17 protein-coding genes are annotated in these 16,661 nt (G+C 65.8%); 9 read left to right on the top strand and 8 right to left on the bottom strand.

The genetic code is table 11. From position 1 onward, the window contains the following. Nucleotides 1-26 precede the first annotated feature (26 nt). The 5 genes from JX552_RS16435 to JX552_RS16415 are packed head-to-tail and all read right to left on the bottom strand — an operon-like array spanning nt 27 to nt 6,362. Entirely contained in the window at nt 27-1,112 is a 1,086-nt protein-coding gene (locus JX552_RS16435) for a 3,4-dihydroxy-2-butanone-4-phosphate synthase (protein ID WP_205873125.1), read from the bottom strand. Beyond that, a complete protein-coding gene (locus JX552_RS16430) occupies nt 1,109-1,612 on the bottom strand; it encodes a flavin reductase family protein (RefSeq protein WP_205873124.1) in 504 nt (167 codons plus the stop codon). Before JX552_RS16430 ends, JX552_RS16435 begins: the two co-directional genes overlap by 4 nt. Nucleotides 1,613-1,614: 2 nt before the next feature. After that, entirely contained in the window at nt 1,615-2,691 is a 1,077-nt protein-coding gene (locus JX552_RS16425; RefSeq protein WP_205873123.1) for an alpha/beta fold hydrolase, read from the bottom strand. Between the two features lie 27 nt (nt 2,692-2,718). Then, entirely contained in the window at nt 2,719-5,229 is a 2,511-nt protein-coding gene (locus JX552_RS16420) for an FAD-binding oxidoreductase (RefSeq protein WP_205873122.1), read from the bottom strand. A 23-nt stretch (nt 5,230-5,252) separates the two neighbouring features. Then, a complete protein-coding gene (locus JX552_RS16415) occupies nt 5,253-6,362 on the bottom strand; it encodes an LLM class flavin-dependent oxidoreductase (protein ID WP_205873121.1) in 1,110 nt (369 codons plus the stop codon). A 240-nt stretch (nt 6,363-6,602) separates the two neighbouring features. Here JX552_RS16415 and JX552_RS16410 point away from each other — a divergent pair, with 240 nt between their 5' ends. The 5 genes from JX552_RS16410 (at nt 6,603) to JX552_RS16390 (ending at nt 11,792) form a co-directional block, all read left to right on the top strand. After that, a complete protein-coding gene (locus JX552_RS16410) occupies nt 6,603-7,553 on the top strand; it encodes an enoyl-CoA hydratase (protein WP_205873120.1) in 951 nt (316 codons plus the stop codon). A 12-nt stretch (nt 7,554-7,565) separates the two neighbouring features. Continuing rightward, nucleotides 7,566-8,807: an acyl-CoA dehydrogenase gene (locus tag JX552_RS16405; RefSeq protein WP_205873119.1), complete on the top strand. Its 1,242-nt coding sequence runs from the start codon at nt 7,566-7,568 to the stop codon at nt 8,805-8,807. A 1-nt stretch (nt 8,808) separates the two neighbouring features. Next, nucleotides 8,809-9,861 carry an acyl-CoA dehydrogenase family protein gene (locus JX552_RS16400; RefSeq protein WP_205873118.1) on the top strand — a complete coding sequence of 351 codons (1,053 nt, stop codon included), beginning with the start codon at nt 8,809-8,811 and terminating at the stop codon, nt 9,859-9,861. A 3-nt stretch (nt 9,862-9,864) separates the two neighbouring features. Beyond that, on the top strand, nt 9,865-11,499 hold the full coding sequence (locus tag JX552_RS16395; RefSeq protein ID WP_205873117.1) for an AMP-binding protein: 1,635 nt from the start codon (nt 9,865-9,867) through the stop codon (nt 11,497-11,499). 122 nt (nt 11,500-11,621) lie between these two features. Further along, a complete protein-coding gene (locus tag JX552_RS16390; protein ID WP_205873116.1) occupies nt 11,622-11,792 on the top strand; it encodes a hypothetical protein in 171 nt (56 codons plus the stop codon). Here the strand turns inward: JX552_RS16390 and tpx are convergent, their stop codons facing one another. Then, on the bottom strand, nt 11,793-12,287 hold the full coding sequence (gene tpx, locus JX552_RS16385; RefSeq protein WP_205873115.1) for a thiol peroxidase: 495 nt from the start codon (nt 12,285-12,287) through the stop codon (nt 11,793-11,795). It abuts the gene before it with no gap. Nucleotides 12,288-12,397: 110 nt separating this feature from the next. On the opposite strand from tpx, the gene JX552_RS16380 reads away from it, so the two are divergent. Together JX552_RS16380 and JX552_RS16375 are read left to right on the top strand one after the other, a co-directional pair. Continuing rightward, the gene (locus JX552_RS16380) at nt 12,398-13,348 is read left to right on the top strand and encodes a GlxA family transcriptional regulator (protein WP_205873114.1); all 951 of its coding nucleotides are present in this window, start codon (nt 12,398-12,400) and stop codon (nt 13,346-13,348) included. A gap of 13 nt (nt 13,349-13,361) precedes the next feature. Beyond that, the gene (locus JX552_RS16375) at nt 13,362-14,099 is read left to right on the top strand and encodes a DJ-1/PfpI family protein (protein ID WP_205873113.1); all 738 of its coding nucleotides are present in this window, start codon (nt 13,362-13,364) and stop codon (nt 14,097-14,099) included. Here the strand turns inward: JX552_RS16375 and JX552_RS16370 are convergent. Continuing rightward, nucleotides 14,089-14,565, bottom strand: coding sequence for a nuclear transport factor 2 family protein (locus JX552_RS16370; protein WP_205873112.1), 477 nt, complete (start codon nt 14,563-14,565; stop codon nt 14,089-14,091). The genes JX552_RS16375 and JX552_RS16370 overlap by 11 nt on opposite strands. Nucleotides 14,566-14,583: 18 nt before the next feature. Here JX552_RS16370 and JX552_RS16365 point away from each other — a divergent pair, with 18 nt between their 5' ends. Together JX552_RS16365 and JX552_RS16360 are read left to right on the top strand one after the other, a co-directional pair. Next, entirely contained in the window at nt 14,584-15,351 is a 768-nt protein-coding gene (locus JX552_RS16365; RefSeq protein ID WP_205873111.1) for an SDR family oxidoreductase, read from the top strand. A gap of 46 nt (nt 15,352-15,397) precedes the next feature. Further along, on the top strand, nt 15,398-15,748 hold the full coding sequence (locus JX552_RS16360; protein ID WP_205873110.1) for a hypothetical protein: 351 nt from the start codon (nt 15,398-15,400) through the stop codon (nt 15,746-15,748). A gap of 89 nt (nt 15,749-15,837) precedes the next feature. Here the strand turns inward: JX552_RS16360 and JX552_RS16355 are convergent, their stop codons facing one another. Continuing rightward, the gene (locus tag JX552_RS16355) at nt 15,838-16,611 is read right to left on the bottom strand and encodes a YqjF family protein (protein ID WP_241010586.1); all 774 of its coding nucleotides are present in this window, start codon (nt 16,609-16,611) and stop codon (nt 15,838-15,840) included. Nucleotides 16,612-16,661 lie beyond the last annotated feature (50 nt).

Here is a 16,661-nt window from a genome sequence, read left to right as displayed (position 1 = left end):
GTTGCACCACTGGGCGGTCAGCCGACTCAGCCGGCCGCTGCCCAGGTGGCATCCGGTAGTGGGGACTCAATCCCGCTCTGCCGGATGGCTCCGAACAGCACCAGGCCGAATCCTGGCACGTCGTCGGAAAGCCGGATGGCGTACACGCCGAGATCCCGCAGCATCCATGTCACCGTCTCCGAGGTGAACTCCTCACGCGCGGAACGGCCGTCGAACAGTCCACAGGCCCGCGGTGCACCTGACGGCCGTAGATACAGGACCATTCCACCGCCCTGGGCCGCCATCCGGGACAGGGCATCCCGCAGTTCGCTGCCGCACCGGCAGGCGCATGATCCGAACACGTCACCGGTCAGGCACTCGACGTGGATGTGCAGCGGAACGGGAACCCCGGCGCCCGCGATTCCGACGATCACGGCCAGGTGCTCACCATCACCGTGGGTGTTGCGGAAGCCGATGACACGGGCAGATCCGGCCCAGGTGGGTATGACCGCCTCCGTCAGGCGAATCACCTGTGGTTCGGTCCGGCGTCGATAGGCCACCAGTTCGGGTATCGAGACCACGGCGAGCCCGTGTTCGACCGCGAACTCGATCAATTCGCCGCCGCGGGCGACCAGCACGGGATTGCGACGCGAGACGATCTCACAGAAACCCGCCGCCTGGCCGCGCCCGGCCAGGCGCGCCAGGTCGGCAGCGGCTTCGGCAGCGCCGCGTTGGCCCAGCACGCCATCGGGTCGGACCTGCACCGGGATCACGTGGCCGGGACGGTGCAGGTCCGCTGCAACGGTGGCAGCCGAACCCAGTGCCGCAATGGTTTTCGCCCGGTCCGATGCCGAGATACCGGTGCCGGTTCCCGAGACATCGACGGACACACAGTCCGGGCTGTCACCGTGACACATAGGCGGGAGTTGCAGTCGCGCACACTCGTTGCCGGGCAACGCGACTCGTAGGAATCCCGACGTGTGGCGGATGGTGAAGTGAAGCAGGCCCGCAGTGGCGGCATCGGCGGCGAACACCAAGAAACCGTCCCCGTCGGCGCCGTCGGTGACGACGACGGCCTGTCCGGCGGCGATCGCGGTGACGGCGCGCCGCACCCGCACGTCGGTGGTCTTCATGCGCGCTCCCGGGGGCTGAGTCGGCGAAATCGGCTGCCGTGGAAGACTAGCGGTGAGGTTTCGGGATCGGCGTGCAGCGAACAGATTTCGAGTAGGGCGATGAAGTGGTCGCCGGCCGGGATCTCGTCGCGCAGCCGGCAGTCCAGCCGGGCGCTCGATCCGTGGACGACCACGGCGCCGCCGGGCAGCTCCGTCCAGGCCACCTCCGCGAAGCGGTCGCCGGTCTTGCGGGACAGGCTGATGCACACGTCGTCGTGGCCCTCGGCGAGCACGCTGACACCGAGGTAGCGCAGCGGCCGCAACCGCGGCCACGTCGTCGAATCGTGCTGAATGCAGACCGATACCAAGGGCGGGTCGAGGGAGACCGGCGTGAAGGAACTCGCCGCCATGCCGACTGGCACGCCGTCAGCCATCGCGCACAATGCGACAACCCCGGACGGAAAGCAGCCGAACGCCCGTCGCAGCTCGGCGCCATCGAGACGATCGGTGGTCGCGACCATGATCAGCGGACTCCGTCGAGGAAGTTCAGTAATAGCCGGTTGGTCTCCTCGGGTGCTTCCTGCTGAATCCAGTGGCCGACATCGGCGACCAGGTGAGTGCCGTGGTAGTTCGACATCACTTCCTCAGCGCGTTCGACGGCCTCAGCTCCCCAGGTGGTGCCGACGTCGTATTGGCCGCCGATGAACAGCGCGGGTGGGGTGAGCGGTGTGCCTTCCTGGTCGGCAAGGTCGTGCCAGTCATTGTCGATGTTGTGGTAGAAGCTCAGCGGACCCCCGAAGCCGGAGCGCTCGAATTCCGCTGTATAGAAGTCGAGATCGGCATCGGTGAACCAGGACGGCATGGTCTCGGGATAGACGAACGCGTCCTTGAGTTTCGCGCCCTCGGCCATGCAGAGGGGGCCGGCGCGGATCACGTCGATCGGGTTCATGGAAGCAAGGACGCCCGCGTCCATTCCTGCCTCAATGGCGGCCTTGGTCGCCGCGATCATCCCCTCACCGGAGACGGTGTAAGTCAGGCCCAGCAGCCAGGTCCGAACGTCCTCTTCGATTTCGGCGATGATCCCGTCCTGCGCGGAGAAGTAGTCCTGATACCAGATCCGGCCTTCACCGGCCAGTTCCAGGTGGTAGTCGTTGGGGCGGTGTTCGCCGAAAGGGCTGCCCGGCAGCCCGATTACACCGCGACCGGCGAACGGAACGCTGATGCCGACGACACCGGCGCACCGCTCTGGATGCAGCCAGGCAAAGGTCCAGGCGACCGGTGCGCCCCAGTCGTGCCCGACGACGAACGCCTTGTCCTGGCCGTATGCGTCGACGACGCCGACGATGTCGTCCACCAATTGCTTGATGCGGTACGCGGAGTTCAGAAAATACTTCGACGAACGTCCGTAGCCCCGCTGGTCGACGGCAACCACGCGGTAGCCGGCGGCAGCCAACGCCGGAATTTGGTGGCGCCACGAGTACCACGACTCCGGAAAGCCATGAATCAGTATGGCCAACGGCGCGTCATCCGCTGCCGGGCTCTCCTCCACGGCGTGGATCCGGGTGCCCCGGCAATTCAGGATCCGATGAACCTGCGACATGGTGGCCTTTCTTCTAATGCCGGTCTTCTAGTGCCGGTCGACGCCTGCGCTTACCAGTTCGTTCGCGGGCTGCGCGGGTATCACGCGATTTTCGTAGTTGCGGGCGATCAGGGTCTTCTGCCCGGACAGCCGGGTCCGTGCCCACTTGCCGATGACGCGGCCGGCGATCCCGGGTTTCATCAGCGCCAGGGGCGGTTTGACGAGATGGACCACGGCCAGGAACTCGCGGTAGGCGTCCAGGTCGTCGTGCACCAACTCCAGCAGGCGATCCATGTACCAGGTGAGCACCCCGAAGTAGAACGGACGTTTCCGGTCCACGTCCTTGATCCAGTTGAACCGCAAGTTCTGTTCGCGGATGACGAACCAGGCCGTGTCGGCCATCTTGGCGATCGACCGGTAATAGCGGCGAGGCAGGTCTCGGTGCGCGGGACCGTACCTGGCCAGCAGCAGCTGCATCTCCCGAACTTCTTTGAGCGCCAAACTCATTCCCAGACCCGACACCGGGTCGGCGCTGGTGTAGGCGTCACCGACGGCCAGCAGGGCACGCGGCAGATTGCGCTTCTTCTCGTAGTGCAGCCGCAGCATGTTCGGATACCGGAAGTTGTAGATCGGTGACGCCGGTTCCAGGCCGTCGATGTTCTCCCCCACCACCGGTGAGGGCATCAGATCGGCGAATTCACGGAACTCCTTGGCTGTCCGCGGCGGTGAATAGCAGTTGTATGCCACCAGCGAGGTGGACAATACGGTGCGCGAGCTGTCGAGGTAGTACTGCGCGGCGTAGGTGTCCTCGAACGGACGGTACGCGTAACAGATGACCATAACCTTGTCGTGCCATTGACGCTCGGGCGGAACGTGGTGCTGCATCGTCGAGTAGAAGCAGTTGATGATGTCCTGCTCCACTTCCGGCGCGCCGATGCCGATGCGGTCCAGGAACTCCGGGACCCGGGTGTTCTTGCCGGAGGCGTCGACGACGAACTCGGCGGGTATCACCTCGGCTTCGGGCCCGACGGCAACCCCGATGACGGCATTGTCGTCCCGGTCGAAAACCAGGTCGGTGACCTCCGACTCGTATCGGAACTCGATGCGCGGTTCGTCGTCAAGTCGGCGACGCACGCACCATTCGAGTAGCGGCCTTCCAGCGCAGACGATCTCGATGTCGCTCGTCCCCGGCTTCTTCCACGCACCGCCCAACCGGATCCGGTACTGGGCGGCCATGTCGACCTTGAACGCGCCCTCGCGGACCATGTCGTCGACGATGCCGGGAAAGAAGCGCTCCAGTTCGATCTGCCCGGCGGTGAGCAGGTGGTGCAGATGCCAGCCCTGGGCGGCACCGGGCCTGCCCTCGCGCCGGCGGTGTGGGTCGTCCTTCTCGAGCACGACGACGCGCTCGAACGTTTCGCTGCACACCTTGGCCGCGGCGATGCCGGCGATGCTGCCGCCGATGACGACGGCGGTACCGCGGCCGCGCCGGCGTACCTCGCCGATGTCCATCCCGGTGTAGTCGACGCGTGCCGGGGCGCGCCGGCACGCGGCGCCGCTGGGGACGAACTTCTCGTAGTACAGGCCCACCCGTTGAAAACCGTTGTTGTCCAACCATTTCCGGGTGGACTCGACCATCGCTGCGGGACCGCACAGGTACACGTCGGCGTCACCGCCGGCCAGCATCCGCTCGTCGAGCAGATCGGTGACCAGCCCGGTGCGCCCATCCCAGGATGTGTCTGCGTTCGTCACGATGACGTGTAGTTCGAGCCCGGCGATCCGGCGGCGCAACGCCGTGAGCTCGTCGAGCTTGCACAGGTCCTCGGCGGACGTCACGCCGTAGAGCAGATAGACGGGCTGGCTGGTGTCGGCGTCCAGGCTGTCGGCCATCGCCAGGATCGCCGACAAGCCGGTGCCGCCGGCGACCAGGATGACCGGTCGCACGATCGGACGCAGATAGAAGCTGCCCTTGCTGCAGCGCATGGCGATTCGGTCGCCTGGCTTCGCCCGATCGCGAAGGTAGTTCGACATCACACCGTCGGGCAGCAGCCGGATGATGAATTCGAGTTCGGTGCGGCCGTCGGGATGGGCGTAGGAGTAGTTGCGCCAGGTGTCGGTGCCGGGCACCTGCAACTGCGCAAACTGGCCGGCCTTGTACCGCAGCGCGGCGCCGAAACCCGAAACGTCGACCCGCAGGATGGCCGTACTCGGCGAGACCAGGTCGACACCGGTGACGACACCGTCACCCGAGACCAGTAGCGCGGCGTTGTCGTCGGCCGGGTACTGCAATTCGATGCGACAGTCCGACGTGGCGAAGGTCTGGCAGGTCAGCACCTTTCGCGCCGAGCGCTCCACGTCGGACAGTCCCTCGGTGCGACCCATGTCGTAGGTGCCGGAGACGCAGCTGGCCACGCAGGTTCCGCAGATGCCGCTCTGACATTCGTTGACGATGGCGACGCCGTGCTCTTCGGCGGCATCCAGCATGGACTGGTCCGGCCGCACCGGCATCGTCCTGGTGGTTCCGTCCGAATAGCCGACGGTGACGTGGCGAACCGACATGGCGGTGCCCTTCCTCGATTGTGCTAGACGACCAGGGCCACAGGCTTCTTCGCGATGCGGGCGTTGAGTCTCGGCATGACCTCCTCGGCGAGCAGGCGTAGCGACTCTTTCCACGGCCCGGGGTTCTCCCGGTAGTCGAATCCCAGTACCAGCAGGTGCCCGAAGCCGCCGACCTGGTCGTAGGTGGCTTCGAGTTTGTCGACCACCGTGTCCACCGAACCGACCACGAAGGTGTTCTCCGCGAGGTACTCGGCGGTCACATCATCGTCGGCCACCGACGGATGGTGTTTGTAGAACTTGGTCATACCGAACATCCGGAACGTCGGCAGCGTGTACTCGCGCATGGCCCGGCCCATCGCGCCGTCGACGGCATAACGGAACGCCTGCTCATCGGTCTCGGCCACCAGCACCTCCCGCACCAGCCGCCAATCGCGACGATCCGGGGTACGGCCGCTGCGCTCGGCCCCCTCTAGCACTGCGTCCCAATGTGTAGCCACATATTCGGTGTTGAGGTCCAAACTCATTGGCAGGTAACCGCGTTCGCCGGCAAGCTTGAGCGTCTCGGAGCCTGCGCTGAACCCGGTGACACCGATCGGCGGGTGCGGACTCTGGAACGGCTTGATGTGCCGTTTCATCAATCCCTCGAACATGGGTGCAATTCCGTTGGCGTTCCAGTACTTTCCGCGATGCTCCCAGGGCTCGTCCTCGGTCCAGATGCGCAACATGATCTCCAGCGCCTCCCGCGTCATCTCGCGGTGCTCGCCGTTTTTGCCGTCGACGTCGTACAACGCCCAGTCGCCGGGGATGCCGCTGGCGCCCACGCCCAGCATGAAGCGACCCTGGGCGAGATGGTCGAAATAGGCCACCCGGTGGGCCAATTCCACCGGGTGGTGATACGGCAACAGGTGGGCCCCGGGTGCGAGTTTGATGTTTTTGGTCCGTAACAACGCCTGGGCCAGCAGCAGATCGGGGGCGCAGATCGGCTCCCACGGCACGGTGAAGTGTTCGCCGACCCAGGCTTCGACGTACCCGAGCTGATCGGCCAGTTCGATGATGTCCAGATCCCACTGGGTCGCGTCGTACAGAGTGCGCTCCGGTGGATGGGCCGGCATGAGGAAGATTCCGATCTCCATCGTTCACCCTTCTTGTTCGTGTGTAGCCGGGCCGGGATTCCGGCGCGCTGCGGTTGCCTCGTCTCTAGGTATAACACAGTACTAGCAAGATACTTCGTTGTACACAAGATGCTTCTTGCTTGGTAATTCTCCATGGAGAGCACGGCAATGACGCGTATCGGCTATGGACATAATGGTGACCGCCCGCGTAACCTCGCACAGGTCACCCGTTCTGCGCGCCGTCAGCAGCAAGGAGTCGCCATGAGTGTCACCGGGGTCGGTCCGGTGGATCACCGGTCCAATGGGGAACGTCCCGCGCGAGACTTCCGATTCATCCGCTACGAGACGATTGACGATGGGCTGATCGCGATCATCACACTCGACCGTCCGAAGCAGCGCAACGCGCAGACCCGCGGGCTGCTCGTGGAGTTGGGGGTCGCTTTCGAACTCGCCGAAACCGACGACAGGGTGCGGGTCGTGATTCTGCGGGGCGACGGTCCCGCGTTCTCGGCCGGACACGACCTGGGCTCGTCCGACGACGTGCGCGAGCGCACGCCTGGGCCTGACCAGCACCCCACCTACCAGTGCAACGGTGGCACCTACGGCGGGGTGGAGTCCCGTAACCGGCAGGAGTGGCACTACTACTTTCACAACACCAAAAGATGGCGAGATCTACGCAAGATCACCGTCGCCCAGGTGCACGGGACGGTGTTGTCGGCGGGCCTGATGCTGGCCTGGTGCTGCGATCTCATCGTCGCGAGTCAGGACACGGTGTTTGCCGACGTGGTGGGCACGCGGTTGGGCATGTGCGGTGTGGAGTACTTCGGTCATCCGTGGGAATTCGGACCCCGCAAGGCCAAGGAACTGCTACTCACCGGCGACTCCATCGGCGCGGATGAGGCGCACGTGCTCGGGATGGTCTCCAAGGTCTTCCCGCCCGACGAGTTGGTCGGCAGCACAATTGAATTCGCACGCAGGATCGCGAAAGTGCCCACCATGGCCGCACTGCTGATCAAGGAGTCGGTGAACCAGACCGTCGATGCGATGGGTTTCTCTACCGCGCTCGACGGTTGCTTCAAGATCCATCAGCTCAATCACGCCTATTGGGGCGAAGTCACGGGCGGAAAGCTGTCCTACGGCACCGTCGAATACGGGCTCGACGACTGGCGCGCCGCGCCGGAGATTCTGCCTGCGGCCAAGAACCGCCCTTGAGGTAGACCGCCGATGGATATCACCTATCCGCCGGAAGCCGAAGCCTTCCGCGAACGGATCCGCGGTTTCCTGCGCGAGCACCTGCCCGCCGGTTGGTCGGGTCCGGGTGCCCTGGCGCCGACGGCACGGGATGAGTTTGCGCGGCAGTGGCGGCAGTTGCTGGCGGACAATGGCCTGGTCGCTGTCTCCTGGCCTAAAGAGTATGGCGGCGCGGGTCTCTCCGCGATCTCGCAGGCCGTCCTCGACGAGGAGTTCGCCCGTGCGGGCGCGCCGGAGGGGCTGGAGAACGATCTGCTGGGAATCCAGTTGCTGGGCAACACCCTGATTGCTTTGGGCTCCGAAGAGCAGAAGGCGCATTACCTGCCACGCATTCTCAGCGGTGAGGACCGTTGGTGCCAAGGCTTTTCCGAGCCGGAGGCGGGCTCGGACCTGGCTTCCGTGCGAACCAGGGCGGTGCTCGACGGTGGCGAGTGGACGCTCACCGGCCAGAAGATCTGGACCTCGGCGGGGCCCACCGCGAATTGGATCTTCGTGCTGGCGCGCACGGATCCCGATGGGCCCAAGCACGCCGGCCTGTCCATGCTCCTGGTGCCGATGGACCAGCCCGGTGTCGTGGTTCGCCCGATCGTCAACGCGGCCGGACATGCGTCATTCAGCGAGGTGTTCCTGACCGGTGCCCGCACTCCGGCCGCCAACGTGATCGGGCAGGTCGGCGATGGCTGGCGGGTGGCGATGACGCTGCTCGGGTTCGAGCGCGCCTCACAGGTCACTACCGCCGCCATCAACTTCGGGCGTGAACTCGACCGGCTGTGCGAACTCGCCCGAGACCGTGGGATGCATGGAAATCCGTTGATCCGCGATGCTTTGGCGTGGTGTTATTCGCGGGTCCAAATCATGCGCTACCAGGGTTACCGCGGTCTGACCGCGCTGATCGCCGGACACCGACCCGGCCCCGAGGCCGCGATCAGCAAGGTCGTGTGGAGCGAGTTCTTCCAACGCTATACCGAGCTCGCGATCGAGATCCTGAGCCTGGAGGCGCTAGGTGGTCAGGGTGCCGGTAACGGCGCAGCGCTGATCGTGCCCGCGGTCGGCACACCCAACTCGGCCGCGTGCTGGCTGGACGAGTTGCTCTACGCGCGCGCCGCCACCATCTATGCCGGCAGCTCCCAGATCCAGCGCAACGTCATCGGGGAGCAGTTGCTGGGTCTCCCGAGGGAACCCCGCCAGGACCCTCGGCGCGAAGTGAAGATCTGACATGGATTTTCGTTACAGCACCGAACACGACGACTTCCGCGCCTCACTGCGCGGCTTCCTGCGTGACCGGACGCCGCAGTTGCGCTCTGCCGACGGCCACGACGATAGGCTCTGGCGGAACTTGTGCAGCGAACTGGAGTTGCCCGGTCTGCACGTCCCGCCGGAGTACGGCGGCGCGGGTGCCGGCCTCATCGAGACCGCCATCGCCTTCTGCGAACTCGGTCGGGTGCTGGCGCCGGTTCCGTACGCGTCCAACACCTTCGCGACGGAAGCGATCCTGCGCCTGGGCGACGAGGAACAGCGCAGGGCGCTACTGCCCGGCCTGCTCACCGGTGAACAGGTTGCGGCTTTCGCGCCTGTGGGCCAGGAAGTGGTGGAGGTCGGAGGGGACGGCCGGCTGACCGGCGCATGCAGTCCGGTGTTACACGGTCATGTCGCCGACCTGTTCATCGTGCCGGCCTCTCGTGCGGGTGACGTCAGCCTGTACGCCGTGCGGGCCGCCGCGCCAGGGGTCTGCATCGAGCGACTCCCCTCGTTCGACCTGACCCGGCCCGTGGCCAGGGTGCGGTTCTCCGAGGCCCCCGGCGAGGCGCTGGTCGCGGGCGGTCCCGAAGCCCTCGACCAGGTCCTGGACGTCGCCCGGGTGTTGCTGGCGGCCGAGATGCTCGGTGGGGCGGAAGCCTGCCTCGACATGGCGGTCGACTATGCCTGTCACCGAATGCAATTCGATCGGCCGATCGGATCGTTCCAGGCGGTCAAACACGCGTGCGCCGACATGTTGATCGAAATCGACGCGACCCGCGCTGCGGTGATGTTCGCGGCGATGAGCGCCACCACCGGCGACGAGTTGCACCTCGCCGCGCCATTGGTGAAGGCACAGGCCGCCGACACCTTCGTGCAGTGCGCCGGTGCGGCCATCCAGATCCACGGCGGTATCGCGTTCACCTGGGAGCACGACCTTCATCTGTACTTTCGGCGTGCCACCACTTCCGCGGCGCTGTTCGGCAGCAGCGCGCAACACCGCGCCCTGCTCGCCGACCGCGCAGGTCTCTGAGCGGTGGACTCCTACGCGGCCGGCCCGGTCGACGTCCCGCTGCTAGAGGAAACCATCGGTGCCAACTTCGAGCGCACCGCTCGAATGCACCCCGACATCGAGGCTCTCGTCGATGTGCCCAGCGGGCGGCGCTGGACTTATGCCGAGTTGGATGCCGACATCGACCGGCTGTCAATAGCCTTGCTGGCCAGCGGCATCGAGCGTGGCGACCGGATCGGCATCTGGTCACCCAACTGCCCGGAGTGGACGCTGCTCCAGTACGCCACCGCCAAGATCGGGGCCATCCTGGTGACCATCAACCCGGCGTATCGCAGCCACGAGTTGTCCCACGTGCTGCGTCACTCCGGCACGCGCTTGCTGGTGTCGGCCTCGGCGTTCAAGACTTCGGACTACCGGCGCATGGTTGACGAAGTACGCTCTGAGGCAACGGATCTGACCGATATCGTGTTCCTGGGCACCGGTGACTGGGAACGCCTCCACCGGCGGGCGAACGGATCGCACAGCGAGCGGCTGCGCGCCAGGATGGCCCGCCTGCGGCCGACTGATCCGATCAATGTCCAATACACCTCGGGCACAACGGGTTCACCCAAAGGCGTCACCCTGTCACACCGCAACATCCTGAACAACGGGTTCTTCGTCACCGAGCAGATCGGGCTCGGACCCGGTGACCGGTTGTGCATTCCGGTGCCGTTCTACCACTGCTTCGGCATGGTGATGGGCAACCTCGGCTGTACCAGCCACGGCGCCACCATGGTGATCCCGGCGGCAGGTTTCGATCCTGCGGCGACGTTGCTGGCGATTGAGCAGGAGCGCTGCACCGGCGTATACGGCGTGCCCACCATGTTCATCGCCTTACTCGGGCACCCCGACCTGGCCGAGCGCGATGTGTCGTCGCTGCGCACGGGAATCATGGCCGGCGCCGCCTGTCCCGTCGCGGTGATGAAGCGCTGCATCGCCGAACTCCACATGGCGCAGGTGTCGATCGCCTACGGCATGACCGAAACCTCTCCGGTGTCCTGCCAGACCATGGTCGACGACGACCTGGAGCGCCGTACTGAGACTGTCGGGCGGGTGCATCCACACGTCGAGGTCAAGATCGTCGATCCCGGCACCGGCCGGATCGTGGCAAGAGGACAGTCCGGGGAACTGTGCACCCGCGCCTACTCGGTGATGCTGGGGTACTGGCGCGACGACGAGCGGACCCGTGAGGTGATCGACGACGGTGGGTGGATGCATAGCGGTGATCTGGCGGTGATGCGTGACGACGGCTATTGCGAGGTGACCGGGCGGATCAAGGACATGATTATTCGCGGTGGGGAGAATCTGTCACCGCGGGAGATCGAGGACTTCCTGCACACCCACCCCGATGTCGAGGATGTCCAAGTGGTGGGCGTACCCGACGACAGGTACGGCGAAGAGGTCTGCGCGTGCATCATGATGCGCCCCGGCCGGACGCCGCTGGACGCCGACGCGGTGCGGGAATTCTGTGCAGGGCAGATCGCGCATTACAAGATTCCGCGCTACGTCCACGTCGTCGACGGGTTCCCGATGACCGCGACCGGGAAAGTCCGCAAGGTCGACTTGCGTGTACATGCGGCCCGAGCGATGGACTCGAGAGCGGATATGTCAAACGGTTAGACAAGTGAAGCTGGTGAAAAGGGGTGTACAGCAATGTTTTTCGCCCACAGGTACTTCCCGCCGCAGCGTTTGCGCGCTAACCTCGCTGCCATTGCGATATTTCGCCGGCCTTGGAGCGAGCCATGAGTGACAGGAACAGGGTGCGCACGATCCGCGTAGTGCTGGCCCTCTTGATGACCTTGATGGGCGGCATCATGCTGGCCGGTTGCCCCGTCAGCGCGCAGCCTCCTCTTGCGCCGCGCGCGGCAGACACGGTGGTCGTGCCTGCCGGTCTCCCAGGTCACAACAGCTAGCTACCCCAGGGCGGCGATCGCCGCGTCGTAGTCAGGCTCCTGGGCGATCTCGGGGACCAGCTCGGTATGCGCGACCTTGCCGTCGGCGCCGATCACGACGACCGCCCTGGCCAGCAGGCCGGCCATCGGCCCGTCGACGATGGTGACGCCGTAATCCTCGCCGAAGCTGTCCCGGAACGCCGATGCCACGCCGACGTTCTCGATGCCTTCGGTGCCGCAGAACCGCTTCTGCGCGAACGGCAGGTCGTTGGACACGCACACCACCGACGCGCCGCCGTCTGCGACGCGCTCGTTGAAGGTCCGCACGCTGGCGGCGCACACCGGCGTGTCGATCGAGGGAAAGATGTTCAGCAACACGGGCTTACCCTCGAACTGGTCGCTGCTGAAGGGGCCCAGATCGGCGCCGGTCATCGTGAAGGCCGGAGCCGGAGACCCGACGGCGGGAAGCTCGCCGACGGTATTGATCGCATTTCCGCGCAAAGTTATCTGTGCCATAGCCACAGTCTGCCAAAGGCGCTGCCGGCATCCCGCGGCTAGGGGTCATGTCCTGATTCGTGGGGTGCATGGCCTGGACGACATGAGCCATGGTGGCCAACACTGTGAGCATGGCTCGCACAGTGGTCATCGTCGGCTTTCCTGGGGTCCAAGCACTCGACATGGTGGGCCCGTACGAAGTCTTCACCGGTGCCTCGCTGCTCACCGAGGGCGGTTACGAGGTGTTCGTGGCCGCGCCTGGCGGGCAGCCGATCACCACCGCGACCGGCCTGGGTTTCACCGCGGTACCGCTACCTGACCCGCGCGAGCGAGTGGACACCGTGGTGCTGCCCGGTGGCTTCGGCATCGAAGCCGCGCGGGCTGACGCCGAGTTGCTGGACTGGATCAGAGCGGTCGCCCGCACCGCCCGCCGCCTCGTCACGGTGTGCACGGGCGCATTTCTGGCCGCCGAAGCAGGATTGCTGGACGGACTTCGCGCCACCACTCATTGGGCCTTCGCCGAGCAGCTGGCCGCTGAATTTCCCAACGTCGACGTCGATCCGGATCCGATCTTCATCCGTAGCGGCGAGCGGATCTGGACCGCCGCCGGTGTCGCCTCGGGAATCGACCTCGCGCTTTCCTTGGTTGAGGACGACCACGGCACCGAGGTGGCCCAGACGGTCGCACGGTGGCTGGTGCTCTACCTGCGACGCCCCGGCGGACAGACTCAGTTCGCCGCGCCGGTGTGGATGCCGCGCGCTAAACGGCCCTCGATCCGCGATGTCCAGGAAGCCATCGAAGCCGAACCTGGCGGCTCGCACAGCATCGACGAACTTGCCCGGCGGGCCGCGATGAGTCCGCGACATTTCACCCGGATCTTCACCGAGGAGGTCGGCGAGGCGCCCGGACAGTACGTCGAGCGTGTGCGCACCGAAGCCGCCCGCCGTCAGCTAGAGGAGACCGACGACACGGTGGTGGCGATCGCCTCCCGCTGCGGCTTCGGCACCGCGGAAACCATGCGGCGCAACTTCATTCGACGGGTGGGCATTCCACCAGACCAGTATCGAAAAGCGTTTGCCTAGAAAGGAAAACCCCATGACGCAGATCGCATTCGTGGCCTACCCGGGATTCACCGCGTTGGACATGATCGGCCCCTACGAGGTGTTGCGCCAGCTGCCCGACGCAGAGGTACGGTTCGTCTGGCATGACGTCGGGCCGATCACCGCCGACTCCGGCGTGCTGATTCTGGGGGCGACCCATTCATTCGCCGAAACCCCTTCCCCCGATGTCATTCTCGTGCCTGGCGGGCCCGGCACTCCGGTACACGCACGCGACGAGAAGCTGCTTGACTGGCTGCGGCGGGCCCAGCAGAACGCAACTTGGACCGCCTCGGTGTGCTCGGGTTCGGTCATTCTCGCGGCCGCCGGGCTGCTGCGGGGCAAGCGAGCCACTTCGCACTGGATCGCACTGCCGGCGCTCAAAGCGTTCGGCGTCACGCCGGTCGATGACCAGCGGATCGTGCACGAGGACAACATCATCACCAGCGCCGGGGTCTCCGCCGGACTCGATCTCGCCCTGTGGCTGGCCGGACAGCTCGGCGGTGAAGGCCGCGCGAAAGCGATCCAGCTGGCCATCGAGTACGACCCCGAGCCCCCCTTCGACTCGGGCCATATGTCCAAGGCGTCGGCGACCACGAAGGCCGCGGCTACCGCGTTGCTGTCCAAGGACAGTCTGAAGCCGGCAAATCTCAAGGCCACCACCCTGCTGGCCTGGGAGCAGGCGTTGGCGGCGGCGCGTTCGCGCCGGCGCAAGCGGCCGCCCGTCAGCGCTTAGGGGCGGGAATCGCGTCGGTGGCCAGCTTGCCGCCGGCCTGCATCCACGCTGCGACCACGCGCGGTGCGTCTCGGTTGGGGTTGTAGATGTCCTCCTCACTGGAGAACAGACCATCACCGGCGTAGACCAGCCGGGTCCAGTTGGGAAACCAGAACGGCTTCCCGCCCGGGTCACTCGGGTGGTCGAGCAGGTTCTTAATCATGATGACGACGGCGTCGTTGTCCTCGTCGTACGCCGTCCAATCCGACGGAAACCGCATGTGCGGGAACGGCGCCATCACGTCGACGATCCACTGCCGCACTTCCTCGCGGCCATGGAAAACGCCATAGTGGTGCTCGGTGTAGACGACGTCCTCGGTGAAGAGGTCGGCGAACGGGCGCCAGTCACCCGAAGCGCTGCAGCCCTCGACGACGGCGGTGTAGTTCCGGACGGCCTCTTCGATCTCTGCTTTGGTGAACCTGCCCATACCGGACACACTAGAGGCATGAGCGTGTTGGATCTGTTCGACCTGCACGGCAGGACGGCCCTGGTGACCGGGGCATCCAGTGGTATCGGCCGCACAGTAGCGCTGGCTTATGCGGAAGCCGGTGCCGAAGTAGCGCTTGTGGCAAGGCATTTGGATGCGCTGCAGGCGCTTGCCGAGGAAATCGCCGCGGCCGGCGGCACCGCCCTCCCGATCGTGTGTGACGTGACCCGGCAGGACCAGGTGGCGGCCATGGTCGATCGGATGACCGCGCAGTTGGGCGGGATCGACGTCGCGGTGTGCAACGCCGGCATTGTCTCGGTGACACCGATGCTGGACATGTCGGTGGAAGAGTTCGAACGGGTCCAGAACACCAACGTGACCGGCGTCTTCCTCACCGCTCAGGCAGCGGCCAGGGCGATGGTCGCACAGGACCGCGGCGGATCCATCATCGCTACGGCATCGATGTCCGGCCACATCATCAACGTCCCGCAGGAGGTGGGTCACTACTGCACGTCCAAGGCGGCGGTGATTCATCTGACCAAGGCGATGGCGGTGGAATTCGCGCCGCACCGCATCCGGGTCAACAGCATCAGCCCCGGCTACATCATGACCGAACTCGTCGAGCCCCTCGCCGAATACCACCGGCTCTGGGAGCCGAGGATTCCCATGCGCCGCATCGGCCGCCCGGAAGAACTCAGCGGGCTTTACCTGTATCTGGCCAGTGCGGCTTCCAGTTATATGACGGGTTCGGATCTGGTGATCGACGGTGGCTACTGCCTGCCCTGAATTCCGCTGCGCGCGTTGCGGGGAAGTCGCCGGCAGCGTGCGGTTCGTGACACCCGCTGACGCGGTGGCCGAAGCGTCGCCGGCTCTGCAGGCCCTGACCGAGTTGGATGTATTGGAGCGGCCCGACGATCAGGCCGCACTGGTGGTGCACACCTTCTTCGGGGTCGCCAGCCAGGCTGTGTCGGCGGAGCGCATCGGGCCGGTGAGCCACGCGATCGCTGAGGCCGACGCGGCGGCGTTGTATCGCATCGCCTACAGCTACGCGCCATTCCACTGCCCGGACTGCGCCGCGTCTTACTGCGGCGCGCACTGGAATTGGCGAAGATTCGAGGACGACCCGTACAGCGGTGTCGAAGGTGACTGTCCGAGCGGGCACTTCCACGTGCTGGCATACTGATCTGTCACTGGTTGAACCCTCGGCCGCGACGTGAATCTCATGACACCACCGCGGCGTGTCCCGTCGTGGGTTTCGCCCTCGGCGGGCAATCAGTCAACCGGGCAGGGCCGACCGAAATAGGTTTGCACACCGGGCGAATGCAGGGCGCGCAATCGGTCCCCGACAGGCTGGATCCCGGCGGCATCGACCAGTTCGTCGTGCAGTTCCGAGATTTCGGCCGCCCGCAGCGGCCACTCGTCGTGTTCGTTGGGGACCCACCAGGTTCGGCCGGCCTTGCGGGTGTGCGCACCCCAACGAGCGGTAAGCCAGACCTCCAGCGGTGTCGGCTCGACGACGTCGCCGACGGTGACCGTCATCAGGCTGCGCAATCCGCGCCGGGGCCAGCGGCGCACACTGTGGTAGGTGACCTGCCGACCGGCCCGCGTCATCCGCATTTTCGCCCAGGTGTACGGGACACCGAGCCCGATGCGGGTGACGGGCACGACGGCCAACCGTGCCGTCTCCAGCGACCGGAACAGCACGCCGTGCCGCCCGGAGTCGTCCACCGAGTACAGCCGGACGTTGGTCTCCAGGAAGCGGCCGAAGTACGGAAGGGGCACTGCAGTACCGAGTTTGGTGTAGGACATCGCGAATGGAATCAGCCCGACGTAGGTGGTTCCGTCGGCGAAGACATCGGGTCGGGTGCCGGGCGGGTAGAGATGCGCGATGGTCTCCGGCGCCACCGGCCAGTGCACGAAGGTCACGTCGCTCCAGTACTGGTCGAAGGTGACAGGACGGCGCAACGGCGGTGGCGTCACCGGGTAGCCGGACAGGACCGACTCCCGGTCGGCACCGGACCCCGGCAAGTCAGGAAAGACGGTCACCGCACCATCGTGGCACGGAGGCCGGGCCTACGGTGAGCCGGTTTGCAGCG

The sequence above is a fragment of the Mycobacterium gordonae genome (genome assembly GCF_017086405.1).
GTDB classification, from domain to species: Bacteria; Actinomycetota; Actinomycetes; order Mycobacteriales; family Mycobacteriaceae; genus Mycobacterium; species Mycobacterium gordonae_D.
Note: the sequence above shows the minus strand (reverse complement) of the source record. Positions and strands in the feature narration are given on the sequence as shown.

Excerpts from the sequence above, each read along its gene's own strand:
- JX552_RS16435 (WP_205873125.1), bottom strand. The coding sequence starts at position 1,112 with ATGAAGACCACCGACGTGCGGGTGCGGCGCGCCGTCACCGCGATCGCC.
- JX552_RS16430 (WP_205873124.1), bottom strand. The coding sequence starts at position 1,612 with ATGGTCGCGACCACCGATCGTCTCGATGGCGCCGAGCTGCGACGGGCG.
- JX552_RS16425 (WP_205873123.1), bottom strand. The coding sequence starts at position 2,691 with ATGTCGCAGGTTCATCGGATCCTGAATTGCCGGGGCACCCGGATCCAC.
- JX552_RS16420 (WP_205873122.1), bottom strand. The coding sequence starts at position 5,229 with ATGTCGGTTCGCCACGTCACCGTCGGCTATTCGGACGGAACCACCAGG.
- JX552_RS16415 (WP_205873121.1), bottom strand. The coding sequence starts at position 6,362 with ATGGAGATCGGAATCTTCCTCATGCCGGCCCATCCACCGGAGCGCACT.
- JX552_RS16410 (WP_205873120.1), top strand. The coding sequence starts at position 6,603 with ATGAGTGTCACCGGGGTCGGTCCGGTGGATCACCGGTCCAATGGGGAA.
- JX552_RS16405 (WP_205873119.1), top strand. The coding sequence starts at position 7,566 with ATGGATATCACCTATCCGCCGGAAGCCGAAGCCTTCCGCGAACGGATC.
- JX552_RS16400 (WP_205873118.1), top strand. The coding sequence starts at position 8,809 with ATGGATTTTCGTTACAGCACCGAACACGACGACTTCCGCGCCTCACTG.
- JX552_RS16390 (WP_205873116.1), top strand. The coding sequence starts at position 11,622 with ATGAGTGACAGGAACAGGGTGCGCACGATCCGCGTAGTGCTGGCCCTC.
- tpx (WP_205873115.1), bottom strand. The coding sequence starts at position 12,287 with ATGGCACAGATAACTTTGCGCGGAAATGCGATCAATACCGTCGGCGAG.
- JX552_RS16380 (WP_205873114.1), top strand. The coding sequence starts at position 12,398 with ATGGCTCGCACAGTGGTCATCGTCGGCTTTCCTGGGGTCCAAGCACTC.
- JX552_RS16375 (WP_205873113.1), top strand. The coding sequence starts at position 13,362 with ATGACGCAGATCGCATTCGTGGCCTACCCGGGATTCACCGCGTTGGAC.
- JX552_RS16370 (WP_205873112.1), bottom strand. The coding sequence starts at position 14,565 with ATGGGCAGGTTCACCAAAGCAGAGATCGAAGAGGCCGTCCGGAACTAC.
- JX552_RS16365 (WP_205873111.1), top strand. The coding sequence starts at position 14,584 with ATGAGCGTGTTGGATCTGTTCGACCTGCACGGCAGGACGGCCCTGGTG.